This is a genomic window from Streptococcus sp. HMSC073D05, from assembly GCF_001812015.1.
In the GTDB taxonomy this organism is placed as follows: Bacteria; Bacillota; Bacilli; order Lactobacillales; family Streptococcaceae; genus Streptococcus; species Streptococcus parasanguinis_D.
Genome location: NZ_KV807499.1, coordinates 46,759 through 61,368, shown reverse-complemented (window position 1 = coordinate 61,368; position 14,610 = coordinate 46,759). Strand labels below are relative to the sequence as shown.

Below are 14,610 nucleotides of genomic sequence, written 5' to 3'. Positions count from 1 at the left end.
TGCGCTGGAAGCAAGCCCTTTCTAGAAAAGAAATCGCATACATGAAAGAAATGAAGTGAGAATATAAAAAGTAGCATTTTATTTACGTAGAAATATCAGTCTGGTACATTTATTTCTATTCATTTTATAGTTTGATCATATCAAAGGAGGATTGGTTTGAAAGTGAAAACCACCAATAGAGAGAGCATCGAAACGATTTTTACTGAAGCCTTGGCAATCCCGAGCTTTACCAACACTGAGACCGAGCAAGGGATCGAAGCCTACCTGGATCAACGGATTGCCCAGATCCCTTATTTCAAGGAACATCCGGACCATTTTGGGCGCTACCAGGTGCCACAGGATCACTTGCATCGGTCGGTCAATTGGGCCTTGGTTGATAAGGGCAAGAAAAAAACAGTGATCCTTTTCCACCACCATGATACAGTCGATTTAGAAGACTATGGAAACTTGTCGGAAATCGCACTCGATTCTGATAAAGTAGCAGAAGCCTTGAAAACACTGGATAGACGTCCAGATATGCAGGAAGATTTAGCTTCTGGGGATTGGAAATTTGGCAGAGGATCTTGTGATATGAAAGCAGCCCTAGCCCTTCAATTGGGGGTTCTGGAAGCCTATGCAGCAGACCCCTCAGAAGGTCAGGTCAATTTGCTCTATCTCTCTGTTGGAGACGAGGAATCCTATTCACGTGGGATGCGTGGAGCCTTGGGTCTCCTTACAGATTTGCAGGAAAATTTTGATCTGAATTATGTATTAGCAGTGGATTCAGAGCCCTTTGAATCGGAAGTAGGAAAAGAAAAGGTCCTTCACATTGGCACAGTCGGCAAACTCATGCCAGTCGTTGTGGCGCAAGGCGTCTTGTCTCATATGAAGGAGCCCCTTAAAGGGATTAATGCCTTGTCGCTCCTAGTAGCCATTGCAAGCCAGCTGGATCTTCATCCCGATCTGGCAGATCAGGCGTTGGGAGAAACGTCTCCCCTTCCTTCTTGGTCCTATCTCCGAGATTTGAAGGAGCAGTACGATGTATCGACCGTGCTTTATGCGGCTGGTTATTTCAGTGTGTTGCATTTGAAGAAAACACCCCAAGAGCTCTTGCAACGTATCTATGAGCTTAGTCAGGAGGCCTTGGACGCCTTTTACAAGAAGTATGAGCACTTGCAGGATCAGGCTGGCCAAGAACATATTATTGCAAGGCCAAGAGTCATCACTTATCAAGAACTAGAGGAACGTTGCCAAGCCTTAGAGGGCTACCAAGACTTTAGAGAAGCTTCTAATAAAAAAGCGGAGCAAGATTTTCGTAATGGGATCAGCTACCAGAGCCTTGCTATTCAGCAAATCCAGCGACTCCTTGAGTTTCTCGGAGATAAGGATCCTATGGTGGTCATCGGTTTTGCGCCCCCATATTATCCTTCCATGAACTGCCGCTTTTTAGACAATACCGATTTCAATATCGTGTCCCTCATCACTGATTACCGCGAGTATCTGGACACAAGAGGTTACCTCTTAAAAGTCGAAGAATACTTTATGGGGATTAACGACACCAGTTATTGTGCCTTGGAAAAGGATGTGGCTTCTTATCAAGTCGTCCTAGATAGCCTAGCCACACCAGCCCAGGTCTATGATCTGGATCTGGAAAAAATTGCCCAAATTCATATTCCAGCGGTCAATCTAGGCCCTTGGGGTAAAGAATTGCATAAGCGAGGAGAGCGGGTCTACAAAGAAGACTTCTTGGAGACTATTCCAAACTATCTGCTAGAATTGCTCTACCATTTCGATGATCGCTTATCAACAGAATAAGAAAAAACGGTCCCAATAAGGACCCATTAGGGAGTTAACATGATTACATTTCACGGAGTTACCAAAGATTACGATGGGCATATTGCCCTTAACCACTTGGATCTGACCATCGAAGACGGGCAAATTGTCGGCTTGATTGGCCATAACGGAGCTGGAAAGTCAACGACGATTAAGAGCCTGGTCAGTGTCATCACCCCAACCACTGGATCCATTGAAGTGGATGGTCAGGACCTCTATAGCCATCGACTGGCAATCAAAAAGAAGATCGGTTATGTGGCAGATTCGCCAGATCTTTTCTTGCGTCTCACAGCCAATGAATTCTGGGAGTTGGTTGCGACCTCTTATGATATGAGTCAGAAAGACTGCGATCAACGATTAGAGGAGCTTCTTAGGATCTTTGATTTTCAGAGCCACCGCTATGAAGTGATTGAATCCTTTTCACACGGGATGCGCCAGAAGGTCTTCGTTATTGCAGCCCTCTTGTCAGATCCAGATATCTGGGTCTTGGACGAACCAATGACCGGTTTGGACCCACAGGCTTCTTACGATTTAAAACAAATGATGCGCCAGCATGCGGATCGTGGCAAGACGGTTATTTTCTCTACCCACGTCTTAGAAGTGGCCGAACAACTCTGTGATAAAATCGCCATTCTCAAAAAGGGAAACCTTATTTTCTATGGGACGATCGAGGAATTGAAGGGTCAACATCCCGAACAAAGTTTGGAAAGTATCTATCTCAGTCTAGCGGGTCGGAAGGAAGAAGGTGGCGATCATGCGTCTTAAGATCATCCGGCAACTGGTCAATGTTAATATCATCTATGCCAGTCAGCCTACTCAGATCGCAAAATTACGTGCCAAACAGGCCAAAAAACCGGACGTCAAACTCAATGTCGCCCGCAAATCGGTGCTCAACTACCTCTTTTTAGGATTGGTCTATTTCGTCATATTTGGCTTGCTCTTTAGTATCTATGATTTTGTGAACCAACCAGCCTTCTTTGTCAATATGGTGGCCCTCTTTTCCTTGATGACCATTTCCCAAGGATTTATGAGCTTTTACAATGTCTTTTATGAAAGCAAGGACCTCCAGTTTTACCGGCCCTATGCCTTCTCAGATGCGGAAGTCATTGCTGGAAAGAGTATCTCGGTCATCCTGACCCTTCTCATGGCTATCCTTCCCTTGGTCAGCTATTTTCTGATCCTGCCTGTCCAAGCAGGCGGCTTCAATCCGTTAGGGATCCTGTTAGGCCTCTTTTGTGCCTTAATTCTCTTAGGCGTTCTCTTTTTAGCGACGATCATCCTATCCCATCTGATCACTAAGACCCTCTTTTTCAAAAAACACACGACCCTGGTCTCCAACATCATGGTCGGAATTGGTTCTCTTCTGAGTCTAGGAGCTTATCTCTATCTGAATCTAGTCCAGACCCATCGGTTAGAAGTGACAGGGGGCGCAGATATTCCCATTCTATTTCCACCTTTTATGGCCTTTCATCAGTTCATCCTCCATCCTTTTGATGGAGAAGCGATCCTTGGCCTTCTGGGCTGGATCCTGGTCCTTCTGGTCTTGATCGGCCTGGTTCGAAAAATTGTGATCCCGCAGTTCTATGATGCAGCCCTTGCAGTTGCGACCAACCAAACTGTTAAAGAGCGCGTGAAAGTGCTCCATGTTGGTCAGAAAGACTCCTTTAGACGATTTGTCATTCAGTATCATCGCAGACTCTTGAGCGATGGAACCCTTATGGTGCAAGTCCTCTTGATGATGAGTATTCTGCCTTATATTTTCCTCCTCAGTGGAGCAGCAGGAGCATCAAAAAATTTAGGAGGACTCAGTTCTTACTTGACGCCCCAGTATCTGGTGCCACTGACCCTTGTTGCCATCTTGATTGGTGTTTTCAATAGTTTTGGAGGCTTGACCAGTATCGGTATTTCGCTAGAGCGCGAAAACTTTGAGTACTTGAGATCGCTCCCTATTGATTTCAAACGCTATCTTTTCATGAAGTTTTGGTTGCTCTATCTGGTGCAATCCATCCTTCCTGTCATTCTTCTAGTTGGCGTTTGTTTCTATTTTGGCGTCCATCCCTTGGCTATCCTAGCCATGTTGCTGATCTGGATCGTAACCACCATTCCGATCTGTATTCGAGACTATGTCAAAGATTTTCAGAACTTTAGCACCAATTGGACCAATATCACGGAGTTGATGACCCGTCATCGTGGGAATGCAGTTCTTCAGTCTATTCTCTTGATTGTCTTTCTCTTTGTGATGTTTCTCTTGATTATTGTCAGCTTCATTTGGACCTATCATTCCGTCAGCACCCTGCTGGCTGTGATCCTTTATAGTGTCATCCTGTTAATCGGAGCTGGGATCAGTTATACCATCTACCGCAAAAAAATCCGCACTCTCTACCAAGAGATCGGAGAATAAAAAGAGAGAGTGGGACAGAAATCGGTCATTCATTAGAATTCGATTTCTTTGTCCCGCCTCCGCACAGTTGAGTAGGGCTGTAAAAGCTGATGAAATCAGCGTAGTAGAGCCCACTCAACCACTGCGTCTTGCTCGACAATCCAAAAACAATAAAGAGGCTAGGACTTTTGTCCTAGCCTCTTTTTAGTGGTAACTTAAATTTCATAGCCCATGAGGAGGCCGCCTTCTTCGGCGTAGAAACTACAAAGTCCAGAAGTAGGAAGGACTTCAATCATTGCACGGGCAAATTTTTCACGGACCAATTCAGAGAATTGCTCGATAAACTTTTCATTGTTGCGGTGGGCGATGGTGATATGTCCACCATTATAGCCTGCCTTGATTAATTCATCAAAAGCAGCCTTGATCGCTTTCTTTTGGCCCCGTGCTTTTTGGAGTAGCTCAAGAGTACCCGTCTTACTAGCTTCCCCAACCATACGGATATTGAGGAGCCCGACAACTGTCCCGATCAATTTGCTGAGACGCCCATTTTTGACCAGATTATCAACCTTGGCCAAAACAAAGAGCAACTTCGTCTTAGACTGGTAGGTCGTGATCACATCGACCACTTGATCAAAATCGAGGCCTTCAGCGACCAACTGATTGAGCTTGCGAACGATCAGGTCCACCTCACCCCCAGCTGACAAGCTATTAATGACGTGGATATTGGTATTCGGATGCTCTTCTAGATAAATCTTCTTGGCCACCTCAGCACTATTGTAGCTACCTGAAAGGGTTCCAGTGATGGTCACAACGACAATATTTTCAGCCCCTTCAAAAGACTTCATGTAGTCATCAGGACTCGGACAGGCAGACTTAGAAGCTGTCGTAGTCGCATACATCTTCTCCATCATCTGATCTATATTGAGTTGGGCGTCATCTGTGTAGATAGTCTCTCCCACTTGGATGGTCAATGGGACACTGACAAACTCCGTATCCGGTGCCAGATTGTCCAAAGAGCGGTAGTCACAGCCTGAATCCGCAATAATTTTCCATTTCATCAGTTCATACCTCATAATTGTATAAAAATGTACATTGACAAGTAGTATGTCTTCTTTTACAATTATATCATGAAGTACAATGCTATCCAAGCAGATATCATCAGGTGAGACAGATAGAAAGTAAATGTTATGGCAGAAAGAAAAATATCCGAGAAATCCTTGGAAAATCTCAAACGATTTAACCGAGAAAACAATGCGATTACACGAGAATCCATCGAAATCTCTCTCCTGCAATTGCTGGAGAAAAAAGATCTAAAAAAGATCACTATCTCTGAGCTGGTTCAGCGTGCCGGTGTCTCTCGCGCGGCCTTTTACCGAAATTATGACTCCAAGGAAGAGATTCTAGAGTCCATCTTTCAATCTAGTATCGCAAAGATTACCAAGTCTTTAGATGGCTATAACCTTAAGACAGACCTCTACCAAGTCTGGGTCTACCTCTTTAAGGAAGTCAAGAAGGAAGCCAAGATAATTAGTCTAGCCATTGATTACAATTTCGAACGGCTCTTGACCAAGGCAGTCTATGACTTTTTAGAAAAACGAAATGGCAGCTCCTCGAATGGCGCTGGTAGCTACCTCAATTCCTTCTGGAGCTCAGCCATTGTCTCTGTCATCTCCAAATGGATTAAGGATGGCATGAAGATCCCCGCTGAGAAGATCGCGACCCTAGGGCTCCCCCTCTTTCCACAAAAGAAGAAGTAATCACCACCGAGAGGTGGTTTTTTTCTTGCAACTATTTCCAACTAGTGAGGAAGTTGCCCCAGTCGAAAAATTTCGGTATCATGGTAGGAGTTGACTACGAGCGTGGAGGTTGAAATGAAACGAGTGAAAAAGAAAGTAGTAGGATTGCTAGTCCTTTTAGTAAGTATAGGATCTTTCTACTTGTTGAAGCAAGTTCAAAAGCATGGAAAAACGAGTCAGCAAGAAACCAAGCAGAAATATATTGATGCGAAAACTGAGAAACCTACAATTCATCTTTTTGATGATAATAAATTTGTATTTGTTGCTCAAAAAGATGGGATAGGTGGGATAGCATTCGGTCAAGATTATATTTCGGTCTTGGATGTCCATCAAAAAGAGATCAATCAAAGTATGATTGATAGAGAGAAAAATGGTTCACCTAAAATTGCAAAAGATGAGTATTTTAATATTATTTCTTATGATTTGAATGCGTCTGGCTTTCCAGGTAAAAAGACGGAAGTATATCAATTATTAGGGAAAAAAGAGTATCGAGGCGCGTACGATATCAGTCAGTATTATGCAGATAACAAGGATTACATACCGGTAACTTTGTATAAAGTTGGAAATAATGATAGTAGAAAAATCATAGTTGATATTACGAATCAAAAAATTGAAGATCTTGAAAATTTTGAGGATTATGGAAAATCAACTTTTTCTGCCGCTGAGCAGGAATTGTCAAAGGGGAATGTATATAATAACATTCGACAAGCTATGAAAGAGAAGTACCATTTGAAATTCACAGCTGGTTATATTGATACCTTACTTTCAAAAGAAGATCGTGAAAAGATAGATATTTCCAATACAAATTTTGCACAAGACTATCCGGAAATGGCTAAGGATATAAAGAATTTAGCTCGTTTATATATGAGACCTAAACAGTACTCAACCAAAGAGTGGTTTGATAGAGTTCTTCATTGGTTTGCACCAAAGGGGCAGGATGTGTTAGAGGTCTATGCGACGGATCCAAATACTGGTGAGAAAACACAAATAAAATCCTACGATGAATTGCAGGCTTGGTCTTCTAATCATCCAGACTAGAAAGGGTTAGAAACAATTTGAAAAGAAAAAGTGTTCTAGTAACACTAGTACTAGTAACTTTGTTGCTGATTTGGACGATTGTAAGTCAAAGTTCTTATCAAAGCAAAATCAAATGAGGTTGATAGGAGACTCATCATATCTAATAATTAATAATAACGAAGGAGATTTATGGTTAAAGATTATAAAGAACTAAGAAGACGCTATAATATTCCAGTGATAGTCCTATTGGTCATTCTAGCCTTACCGTTTTTATATATCGTGCAAGTGACCCAAAGTAAAAGGATCGCGACCATTTGTTTTATGATTTACTTACTGATGGAGCTGATTCTAGTTATCATTAAAGATACTCTTTTAGTCAAAAAGTTGAATAGTCTTATCTACGAGGATATCAATCTTGACTTGATGGCAAGCTATATTCTGAACCAAAAAGGAAAGAGTATCAAAACTATTAAAGCGCGTGTACAGATTACCACTATTTTCTATTTCTATAGGATTGGTGACTTTGGATCCATTGAAGCAGTTGTAGACGAACTCAAAAAGAATCAAAAGTTTACAGATGTTGAACAAGTAAAATTAAACGAAATTCTATTGAATGCAAACTTATTTTCTAGACCTGATTTGAAGGAAGATGAGTTCGAGGAATTGCTCTCTGACTATTTAGCAGATTATGAACCACTCAAGATGGCATACAGAGCTCGCTATGATCTACTGGTCAAAAAAGAGCCCAATGATGCTGTTCTAAAGGAAGTGACAAACAACAAGTTCTCTCAATTGGAATCTATGTATCTGAAGGCAGTCAATGAATATCTCAAAGGGAATAGAAATAAGGCAATGGAGCTATTTCGTACCATTGCGAAAGAAGATGAGAGATTGTATCTGGTCCGAATGGCTCAGGCCTATCTAGATAGTGAAAACTCAGGAGAAAAGAGTGTTTCGCTTGATGCAAGACAAGAAGAAGTCACTTTGAAATTATTGCGAATGAAGCTGGTAGAAGTCAAACCAGCTAAATCAACTAAATCCACAAAAGGACTCGCTTTTTTCAAAGGCTGGAAAATCGCTTTACTGTTAATTCCTCCGTTTTTATTGTATGCGATGGTCTTAGTTGTAATAGCCGTCGTCAAAAAAATAGGGTCATTCGTTCTCTCGAAATCTGGAAAATAGATAATTGGACTGAGTAAAATATTGAAATTAATTTTTATAAAAGACTCATTTGAAAGGAAGATATGCTAAATAGACTATTGAAAAGCCCTATTTTAAGTTGTTCAATTATATTTGTTATCTGTTCAGTAGCAAGGCTATTCGAATACTTCTATATGAGGACAGATGAAACTTTTTTATCGGAGAATTTTCTACACAAGATTTTTGGAATACTTTTTTTGTGGGGAATTCTTTCAATTAGCAAATTAAGATGGATGGATATTGGTTTTACACCTAATGGAATTGTAAGAGGTATAGGAAATGGCCTGCTTTTTGGCTTAGTATGCTCCATCTTTGCATATACAGTTGAGTGTATTGTTCTCTTGTTTCTTCATGGCAATGTTCACTTATCATTTTATGCGAGTGGTTTCTCTTTAACTGATGAAAAAGGAACACAAGCAGGTATTTTGTTTATCTTGTTAAGTGTCTTATTTAACCTGATAAACGTGTGGATGGAAGAAGGAGTTTTTCGTGGCCTTTTCACAAAAATTCTTGAAGGGATTTCTTACCGCAAGAGTCTATTCTTTATAGCCTTCCTATTTGGAATATGGCATTTGGCAATGCCCTTAAGAGATTATCTTCAAGAAGAATCGTCACTCTTAAATCTTATTGTTATGGGAATTGGCTATGTTATCCTAGCGGGAATGATGAGTATCAAATGGTCTTTACTTTACAAAATGACAGGTTCCTTGTGGCTAGGACTAGGAGATCATCTTTTCAACAATCTTGCTTCAAATCTGGTTCATGTTGTCTCAAATTCTGAATCAGATAGCTTGCAGATAGTGAGAATTATTCTTTGGCAGTTGTTGTCATTTGCAATTGTTTTGAGCATTTATAAAAGAAAGTCGAAGGCTATAGCGAATCAATAATGAAGCTCTTTTAAGAATTTTTGAATCCTATTACAGTTTATGAATCAACGATTAAAAAATTTTTTATAAGGAACTCTAACAAAAAGCCCCTGTCTGAAAACGATGATCTCAGACAGGGGGCTTTCTTTATTCTTGGATCATGGCTAGGAGGTCCTCTCCTGTAGTGGTTGGAAGGATCCGGACTCGTTTGAGGGAATAGAGTCCATCAGCGGAGCTGGCTAGTCCATTTTTAGTGGTGAGGCCAAGTTTGTAGTCAGCTTTCTTGGCTTGGTCGATCGTGACCTGGCTGTAGCGACCAGATGGGTAGACGATAACGCTAGTATTTTGATCCAGCACCTTATCCAGCAGGCGTTTAGAAGCGACCAGCTCATTCTTTTGGGTCTCAAGACTGGAATTGGCTAGGTCTGGATGATTGACCGTATGGCTTTCAAAGGTCAAGCCAGCTTTTTTCATCTCTTTGATTTGGTCAAAGGTCAGGACATTTTCTTTTTCCTTTTGGGTAAAGTCCGTGATGATATTGTTAGTGGCGGTCATCTTGTATTTCTTAAGAAGCGGATAGACGATGGTATAGAAATCCTCGACACCATCATCAAAGGTCAGCCAGACATATTTCTTTCCTTTGGGGACTTCATTTTTAGCGAGGATGCGATAGGCTTCCTCTGGCGTCAATGTGTAGTAACCCGCATTTTTCAGGGCCTTTAGTTGGCTTTCAAAGGTTTCTGGATCGACAATCAGATTGGCATTGGCAGCTTCAGACTCGGCCATATTGTGCACGGAGTGGTACATGAGGATGGGCAGTTTGACCGGTTTTTTCACTCGGGTCCACTCGATAGAGGAACTGTGTTCATCTAGCGAGCGCGTCATGGCAGTGCCGCTGGTATTTCCATCACTCGGCTGAGTGATCCGCTTGATTAGAAGAAAGCTACAAATAAAGATACAGACCAAGAGGAGTGCATTGATTCCAAGTAGGACTTTGATTTTTTTAGGTACTCTTCGTTTACTCATAGTGTCACCGCTTTCATTATTTTCTTTATTGTACCACAAATTCTATGTTCTTTTCCAGAACTTGCTACAGGCAGATCTTGTCATGAAAATTCAGAATTTTTAAGGCAATTGGCTGTCAAACGCTCAAGTTTTTGTTATAATGGAGCTACTATATAAAATTCAAGGAGTCAATAGGATGTCTGTTAAGATTGCCTTACTAGGATTTGGTACTGTTGCAAGTGGCGTACCATTTTTATTAAAAGAAAACCATGAAAAAATCACCCAGGCAGCTCAAGATGAAATCGAGATCGCCAAGGTCTTGGTTCGAGATGATGCTGAGAAGGAAAAATTACAAGCTGCTGGTCATGACTACAACTTTGTGACCAATGTCGATGAGATCATTGAAGACAAGGACATTGCCATCGTGGTTGAATTGATGGGTCGTATCGAGCCAGCTAAGACCTTTATCACCCGTGCTCTTGAAGCTGGTAAGCATGTGGTTTCTGCTAACAAAGACCTTCTTGCCGTTCATGGAAGCGAGTTGCTAGAGATTGCTCAAAAACACAAAGTGGCCCTTTATTATGAAGCTGCCGTAGCTGGTGGGATCCCAATCCTTCGGACCTTGGTCAATTCCCTTGCTTCTGACAAGGTGACCAAGGTTCTTGGTGTGGTCAATGGAACATCTAACTTCATGATGACCAAAATGGTCGAAGAAGGCTGGACTTATGAAGATGCTTTAGCAGAAGCGCAACGCTTAGGTTACGCTGAAAGTGATCCAACCAATGACGTCGAAGGGATCGATGCTGCCTACAAGATGGTGATCTTGAGCCAATTTGCCTTTGGGATGAACATCCAATTTGATCAAGTGGGTCACAAAGGGATCAGCCAGATCACTCCTCAAGATGTCTCAGTCGCTCAAAGCCTTGGATATGTCATCAAGCTTGTCGGATCCATTGTTGAAACAGAGTCAGGGATTGCAGCAGAAGTGACACCAACCTTCCTTCCAAAACAACACCCACTTGCTGGCGTGAACGACGTTATGAATGCGGTCTATGTGGAATCCATCGGTATTGGTGAGTCTATGTACTACGGACCAGGTGCTGGCCAAAAACCAACAGCGACAAGTGTCGTAGCTGATATTGTGCGCATTGTCCGTCGTCTAAAAGAAGGAACGATCGGTAAAGCCTTCAATGAATACAGCCGCCCTCTTCAATTGGCTAAGCCAGAAGACGTGAAAAATAACTATTATTTCTCAATCAAGGCACCAGATGCGACTGGTCAAATCTTGCGTCTTGCGGAAATCTTTAATGCAGAAGGAGCTTCCTTCAAGCAAATCCTCCAAGAAGACTCAGATGGTCAATTTGCAAGTGTCGTCATCATTACCCACCAAGTCAACCAAACACAATTCAAGAACTTGGTTGAAAAATTGGATTCAGAGGCGAATTTCGAACTTTTGAATACCTTTAAAGTCTTGGGAGAATAAGCATGAGAATTATTGTTCCAGCAACCAGTGCCAATGTAGGGCCAGGATTTGATTCTGTTGGGATTGCCGTGACTCGCTATTTGACCATTGAAGTCCTTGAACCAGCTGATGCTTGGTTTATTGAGCATGATCTAGGAGCAGGGATTCCGACAGATGAGAAAAACCTCTTGCTCTCAACAGCTCTTTCTATCTCAACTGATATGCAGCCCCATCGAATCAAGATGACCAGTCAAGTGCCTTTGGCGCGTGGTCTTGGATCTTCTAGCTCGGTCATTGTCGCAGGGATTGAATTAGCCAACCAATTAGCCAACCTCCAGCTATCAGACGCTGAGAAATTACGCATCGCGACCGAGATCGAAGGTCATCCGGATAATGTAGCTCCAGCTATCTTTGGAAATATGGTCATTGCGAGCTACATCGGTGAAGATGTCCAATATGTCACGGCTGACTTCCCAAGCTGTGACCTTGTGGCCTTTGTACCGAGCTACCAATTGAAGACCAGTGATAGTCGAAATGTCCTACCGAAAGAATGGTCTTATAAGGAAGCAGTTGCAGCTAGTAGCGTAGCCAATGTCGCTATCGCAGCTCTCCTCAAGGGAGATTTGCTGACGGCTGGTCGCTCCATCGAGTCAGATCATTTCCACGAACGCTACCGTCAATCTCTTGTCAAAGAGTTCCCTCAGGTCAAAGAAGTAGCACATGCTCATGGGGCTTACGCCACCTATCTGTCGGGAGCAGGCCCAACGATCATGAACCTCTTAGCGCCAGAGCATACAGCAGCCTTTGTCGCAGCTCTCGAAAAACTCGGGCTAGATGGTCAGATTTTCCAACTTAAAATTGACACATTTGGCGTTCGTGTTGAGAAATAAACCTCAATGTAACACAAATGAAAGAAGGATGTATACGAATGTATATGTCCTTTTTGCTTCTTCTATGGTAGAATGGGAATTGTATGGGGAAAGCTCAAGCTTTCTCGAAAATCTAGGGGGAAACATGAAACCAGAATATTTATATAGTATTGCTACCGATCTTGGGCTGCAATTTGATGGCGAAGCCCGTGTGATGTATGGAGAGCGTGAAGGCTTCTTGTTAGTCATTGAAGGCGCTCAAACCAAGAATGTATTTACCATTTCACTCAGTGTGAAACAAGGTTCCGAAGGAGACTTGATCGAAGATAGTGAAATTCTTTGGAATGAATTAAAAGAACAATCAAAAGCCATTAATGCTATCTCTTCTGATGGTTACTTGACCTCGATCGTTGTCAAAGGTGGAATGACCAAAGGGAAGGCTGTCGAAACCTTATGGACAGCTATCCAAGATATTGTTGATTTCTTGCTCAACCACCAATTTGTGCAAGTGAATGCGGAAACGGGTGAGGAAGGACCAATCGGTCTGTATCAAATTGGAGATGCGATCTTTTTAATCGACGATGCAACCTTTAGAGCCTACCAAGCCGAAGTGCAAGATACAGTTGAGGCTTATGAAGCGCGGGAAGAAAACTTCCTCTTAGGGATTGTAGGGGCTGTGATCGGTGTGATCATCGGTGGAGCAGTTGCCCTCTTAGTAGCGCGTCTTGGCTATGTATCTGTTTTAGCAGGTGCAGCCCTCGGTTATTGTACTATCAAAGGATATGAGATCCTTGGTAAGAAATTGACAAAAAAAGGTGTGGTAGTTTCAGCTATTTTGATGGTCTTGACCGTTTTTTTGGTCAACCAATTAGATTATACTTTGGCGCTTATGAGTGAACTGGATTTGCCATTTGATATGTCCTGGACGCTTCTCAATGAAGCGACATTCTCAGGGGATGTCCCTGATAAATTTTACTTGAATCTAGCACTCTTAGCTGTCTTTACTCTTGGTGGTGCTTGGATTTCGGTCAAATCAGCTCTGGATGGACAAAAGAATCGTGCTATCGCACGTAAAATTGCATAATAATGATTAAAAGGAAGGCCTGAATATTATAGGCCTTCTTTTGTTTTTTAGGGTCGAAAAATAGTCAAAAATTTGGTATAATAGTTTGTATTTTATAGAGAGAGAACAGACAGAAAGATGAATGAAAAAATAAATCAAATTCTTAAAGGGATTGATATCCGTTTTCAAGAACCTTTAAAACATTATACCTTCACAAAGGTCGGTGGGAATGCTGAATTTTTAGCCTTCCCTCGCAACCAATACGAATTAAAACGCATCGTCCAATTTGCCAACCAAGAGCAAATCCCATGGATGGTCCTGGGCAATGCGTCCAATATCATTGTCCGAGATGGGGGCATTCCGGGATTTGTCATTATGTTTGATCGCTTGCGTGACATCAGTGTGGATGGTTATGTGATCGAAGCAGAGGCAGGAGCTAAACTCATCGACACCACCCATGTGGCCTTGCATCATAGTTTGAAAGGCTTCGAGTTTGCTAGTGGCATTCCAGGCAGTGTCGGTGGCGCAGTCTTTATGAATGCGGGAGCCTATGGAGGAGAGATCGCGCATGTCCTAGTATCCTGTAAGGTCTTGACCAAAGATGGGGAGATCGAAACTCTGTCAGCGAGTGAACTAGCTTTTGGCTACCGCCATTCTAAGATTCAAGAGACAGGTTCTATCGTCATCTCTGCCAAATTTGCTTTGTCACCAGGCAATCACGAGCAAATCAAACAGGAGATGGATCGGTTGACCCATCTTCGTCAGTTGAAACAACCCCTTGAATACCCTTCTTGTGGATCCGTCTTTAAGCGTCCTGTTGGCCATTTTGCAGGTCAATTGATCAGCGAAGCAGGTCTAAAAGGCTATCGAATCGGTGGTGTGGAAGTTTCTGAAAAGCATGCCGGCTTTATGGTCAATGTCGATAATGGAACAGCTAAGGACTACGAAGATTTGATCGCCCATGTCATTGAGGCAGTAGAAGCTCATTCAGGCGTCCGTTTAGAACCAGAAGTTCGTATTATCGGCCAAGCCTAAGAGATTTAGTATTGAAGAACAATTGATATTGAACCATCGATAGCATCAGTCGGAGAGGGGGTGAGTGCCTATCGATACCGTAAATAGGTGGGGCAGTCTAGTAAG

The 14,610-nt window shown here is 42.4% G+C and carries 13 protein-coding genes; 11 read left to right on the top strand and 2 right to left on the bottom strand.

Going from position 1 to position 14,610, the window contains the following annotated elements; all coding sequences use genetic code 11:
• Positions 1–162: 162 nt before the first annotated feature.
• Genes HMPREF2832_RS07815 through HMPREF2832_RS07805 form a run of 3 tightly spaced genes read left to right on the top strand, consistent with a single transcriptional unit; the run spans position 163 to position 4,213 of the window.
• Positions 163–1,794: a M20/M25/M40 family metallo-hydrolase gene (locus HMPREF2832_RS07815; RefSeq protein ID WP_070506975.1), complete on the top strand. Its 1,632-nt coding sequence runs from the start codon at positions 163–165 to the stop codon at positions 1,792–1,794.
• Positions 1,795–1,833: 39 nt separating this feature from the next.
• Positions 1,834–2,577 (top strand): ABC transporter ATP-binding protein, encoded by a 744-nt coding sequence (locus tag HMPREF2832_RS07810; protein ID WP_003010968.1) that lies wholly within the window; start codon positions 1,834–1,836, stop codon positions 2,575–2,577.
• Positions 2,567–4,213, top strand: a complete 1,647-nt coding sequence (locus tag HMPREF2832_RS07805; protein ID WP_049472567.1) for a hypothetical protein — start codon at positions 2,567–2,569, stop codon at positions 4,211–4,213. The genes HMPREF2832_RS07810 and HMPREF2832_RS07805 overlap by 11 nt, the downstream gene beginning before the upstream one ends.
• 194 nt (positions 4,214–4,407) lie before the next feature.
• On the opposite strand, the gene HMPREF2832_RS07800 is transcribed toward HMPREF2832_RS07805, so the two are convergent.
• Positions 4,408–5,250, bottom strand: a complete 843-nt coding sequence (locus HMPREF2832_RS07800) for a DegV family protein (protein WP_049472566.1) — start codon at positions 5,248–5,250, stop codon at positions 4,408–4,410.
• Positions 5,251–5,379: 129 nt separating this feature from the next.
• On the opposite strand from HMPREF2832_RS07800, the gene HMPREF2832_RS07795 reads away from it, so the two are divergent.
• The 4 genes from HMPREF2832_RS07795 (at position 5,380) to HMPREF2832_RS07780 (ending at position 9,092) form a co-directional block, all read left to right on the top strand.
• Positions 5,380–5,949, top strand: a complete 570-nt coding sequence (locus HMPREF2832_RS07795; RefSeq protein ID WP_003010925.1) for a TetR/AcrR family transcriptional regulator — start codon at positions 5,380–5,382, stop codon at positions 5,947–5,949.
• 114 nt (positions 5,950–6,063) lie between these two features.
• On the top strand, positions 6,064–7,026 hold the full coding sequence (locus tag HMPREF2832_RS07790; RefSeq protein ID WP_070506246.1) for a hypothetical protein: 963 nt from the start codon (positions 6,064–6,066) through the stop codon (positions 7,024–7,026).
• A gap of 168 nt (positions 7,027–7,194) precedes the next feature.
• Entirely contained in the window at positions 7,195–8,187 is a 993-nt protein-coding gene (locus HMPREF2832_RS07785; RefSeq protein ID WP_070506241.1) for a hypothetical protein, read from the top strand.
• Positions 8,188–8,438: 251 nt separating this feature from the next.
• Positions 8,439–9,092 (top strand): CPBP family intramembrane glutamic endopeptidase, encoded by a 654-nt coding sequence (locus HMPREF2832_RS07780; protein ID WP_229101014.1) that lies wholly within the window; start codon positions 8,439–8,441, stop codon positions 9,090–9,092.
• Positions 9,093–9,218: 126 nt separating this feature from the next.
• Here the strand turns inward: HMPREF2832_RS07780 and HMPREF2832_RS07775 are convergent, their stop codons facing one another.
• Positions 9,219–10,097, bottom strand: a complete 879-nt coding sequence (locus HMPREF2832_RS07775; protein ID WP_070506972.1) for a polysaccharide deacetylase family protein — start codon at positions 10,095–10,097, stop codon at positions 9,219–9,221.
• Positions 10,098–10,272: 175 nt separating this feature from the next.
• On the opposite strand from HMPREF2832_RS07775, the gene HMPREF2832_RS07770 reads away from it, so the two are divergent.
• The 4 genes from HMPREF2832_RS07770 (at position 10,273) to murB (ending at position 14,505) form a co-directional block, all read left to right on the top strand.
• Positions 10,273–11,559 (top strand): homoserine dehydrogenase, encoded by a 1,287-nt coding sequence (locus tag HMPREF2832_RS07770; RefSeq protein WP_070506236.1) that lies wholly within the window; start codon positions 10,273–10,275, stop codon positions 11,557–11,559.
• Between the two features lie 2 nt (positions 11,560–11,561).
• Entirely contained in the window at positions 11,562–12,428 is an 867-nt protein-coding gene (thrB, locus tag HMPREF2832_RS07765; RefSeq protein WP_070506235.1) for a homoserine kinase, read from the top strand.
• Between the two features lie 124 nt (positions 12,429–12,552).
• Positions 12,553–13,491, top strand: coding sequence for a hypothetical protein (locus HMPREF2832_RS07760; protein ID WP_021153411.1), 939 nt, complete (start codon positions 12,553–12,555; stop codon positions 13,489–13,491).
• Between the two features lie 117 nt (positions 13,492–13,608).
• The gene (murB, locus tag HMPREF2832_RS07755; protein ID WP_070506234.1) at positions 13,609–14,505 is read left to right on the top strand and encodes a UDP-N-acetylmuramate dehydrogenase; all 897 of its coding nucleotides are present in this window, start codon (positions 13,609–13,611) and stop codon (positions 14,503–14,505) included.
• The last annotated feature ends 105 nt before the right edge of the window (positions 14,506–14,610 follow it).

Excerpts from the sequence above, each read along its gene's own strand:
- HMPREF2832_RS07805 (WP_049472567.1), top strand. The coding sequence starts at position 2,567 with ATGCGTCTTAAGATCATCCGGCAACTGGTCAATGTTAATATCATCTAT.
- HMPREF2832_RS07785 (WP_070506241.1), top strand. The coding sequence starts at position 7,195 with ATGGTTAAAGATTATAAAGAACTAAGAAGACGCTATAATATTCCAGTG.
- murB (WP_070506234.1), top strand. The coding sequence starts at position 13,609 with ATGAATGAAAAAATAAATCAAATTCTTAAAGGGATTGATATCCGTTTT.
- HMPREF2832_RS07780 (WP_229101014.1), top strand. The coding sequence starts at position 8,439 with ATGGATATTGGTTTTACACCTAATGGAATTGTAAGAGGTATAGGAAAT.
- HMPREF2832_RS07790 (WP_070506246.1), top strand. The coding sequence starts at position 6,064 with ATGAAACGAGTGAAAAAGAAAGTAGTAGGATTGCTAGTCCTTTTAGTA.
- HMPREF2832_RS07770 (WP_070506236.1), top strand. The coding sequence starts at position 10,273 with ATGTCTGTTAAGATTGCCTTACTAGGATTTGGTACTGTTGCAAGTGGC.
- HMPREF2832_RS07810 (WP_003010968.1), top strand. The coding sequence starts at position 1,834 with ATGATTACATTTCACGGAGTTACCAAAGATTACGATGGGCATATTGCC.
- HMPREF2832_RS07800 (WP_049472566.1), bottom strand. The coding sequence starts at position 5,250 with ATGAAATGGAAAATTATTGCGGATTCAGGCTGTGACTACCGCTCTTTG.
- thrB (WP_070506235.1), top strand. The coding sequence starts at position 11,562 with ATGAGAATTATTGTTCCAGCAACCAGTGCCAATGTAGGGCCAGGATTT.
- HMPREF2832_RS07795 (WP_003010925.1), top strand. The coding sequence starts at position 5,380 with ATGGCAGAAAGAAAAATATCCGAGAAATCCTTGGAAAATCTCAAACGA.
- HMPREF2832_RS07760 (WP_021153411.1), top strand. The coding sequence starts at position 12,553 with ATGAAACCAGAATATTTATATAGTATTGCTACCGATCTTGGGCTGCAA.
- HMPREF2832_RS07775 (WP_070506972.1), bottom strand. The coding sequence starts at position 10,097 with ATGAGTAAACGAAGAGTACCTAAAAAAATCAAAGTCCTACTTGGAATC.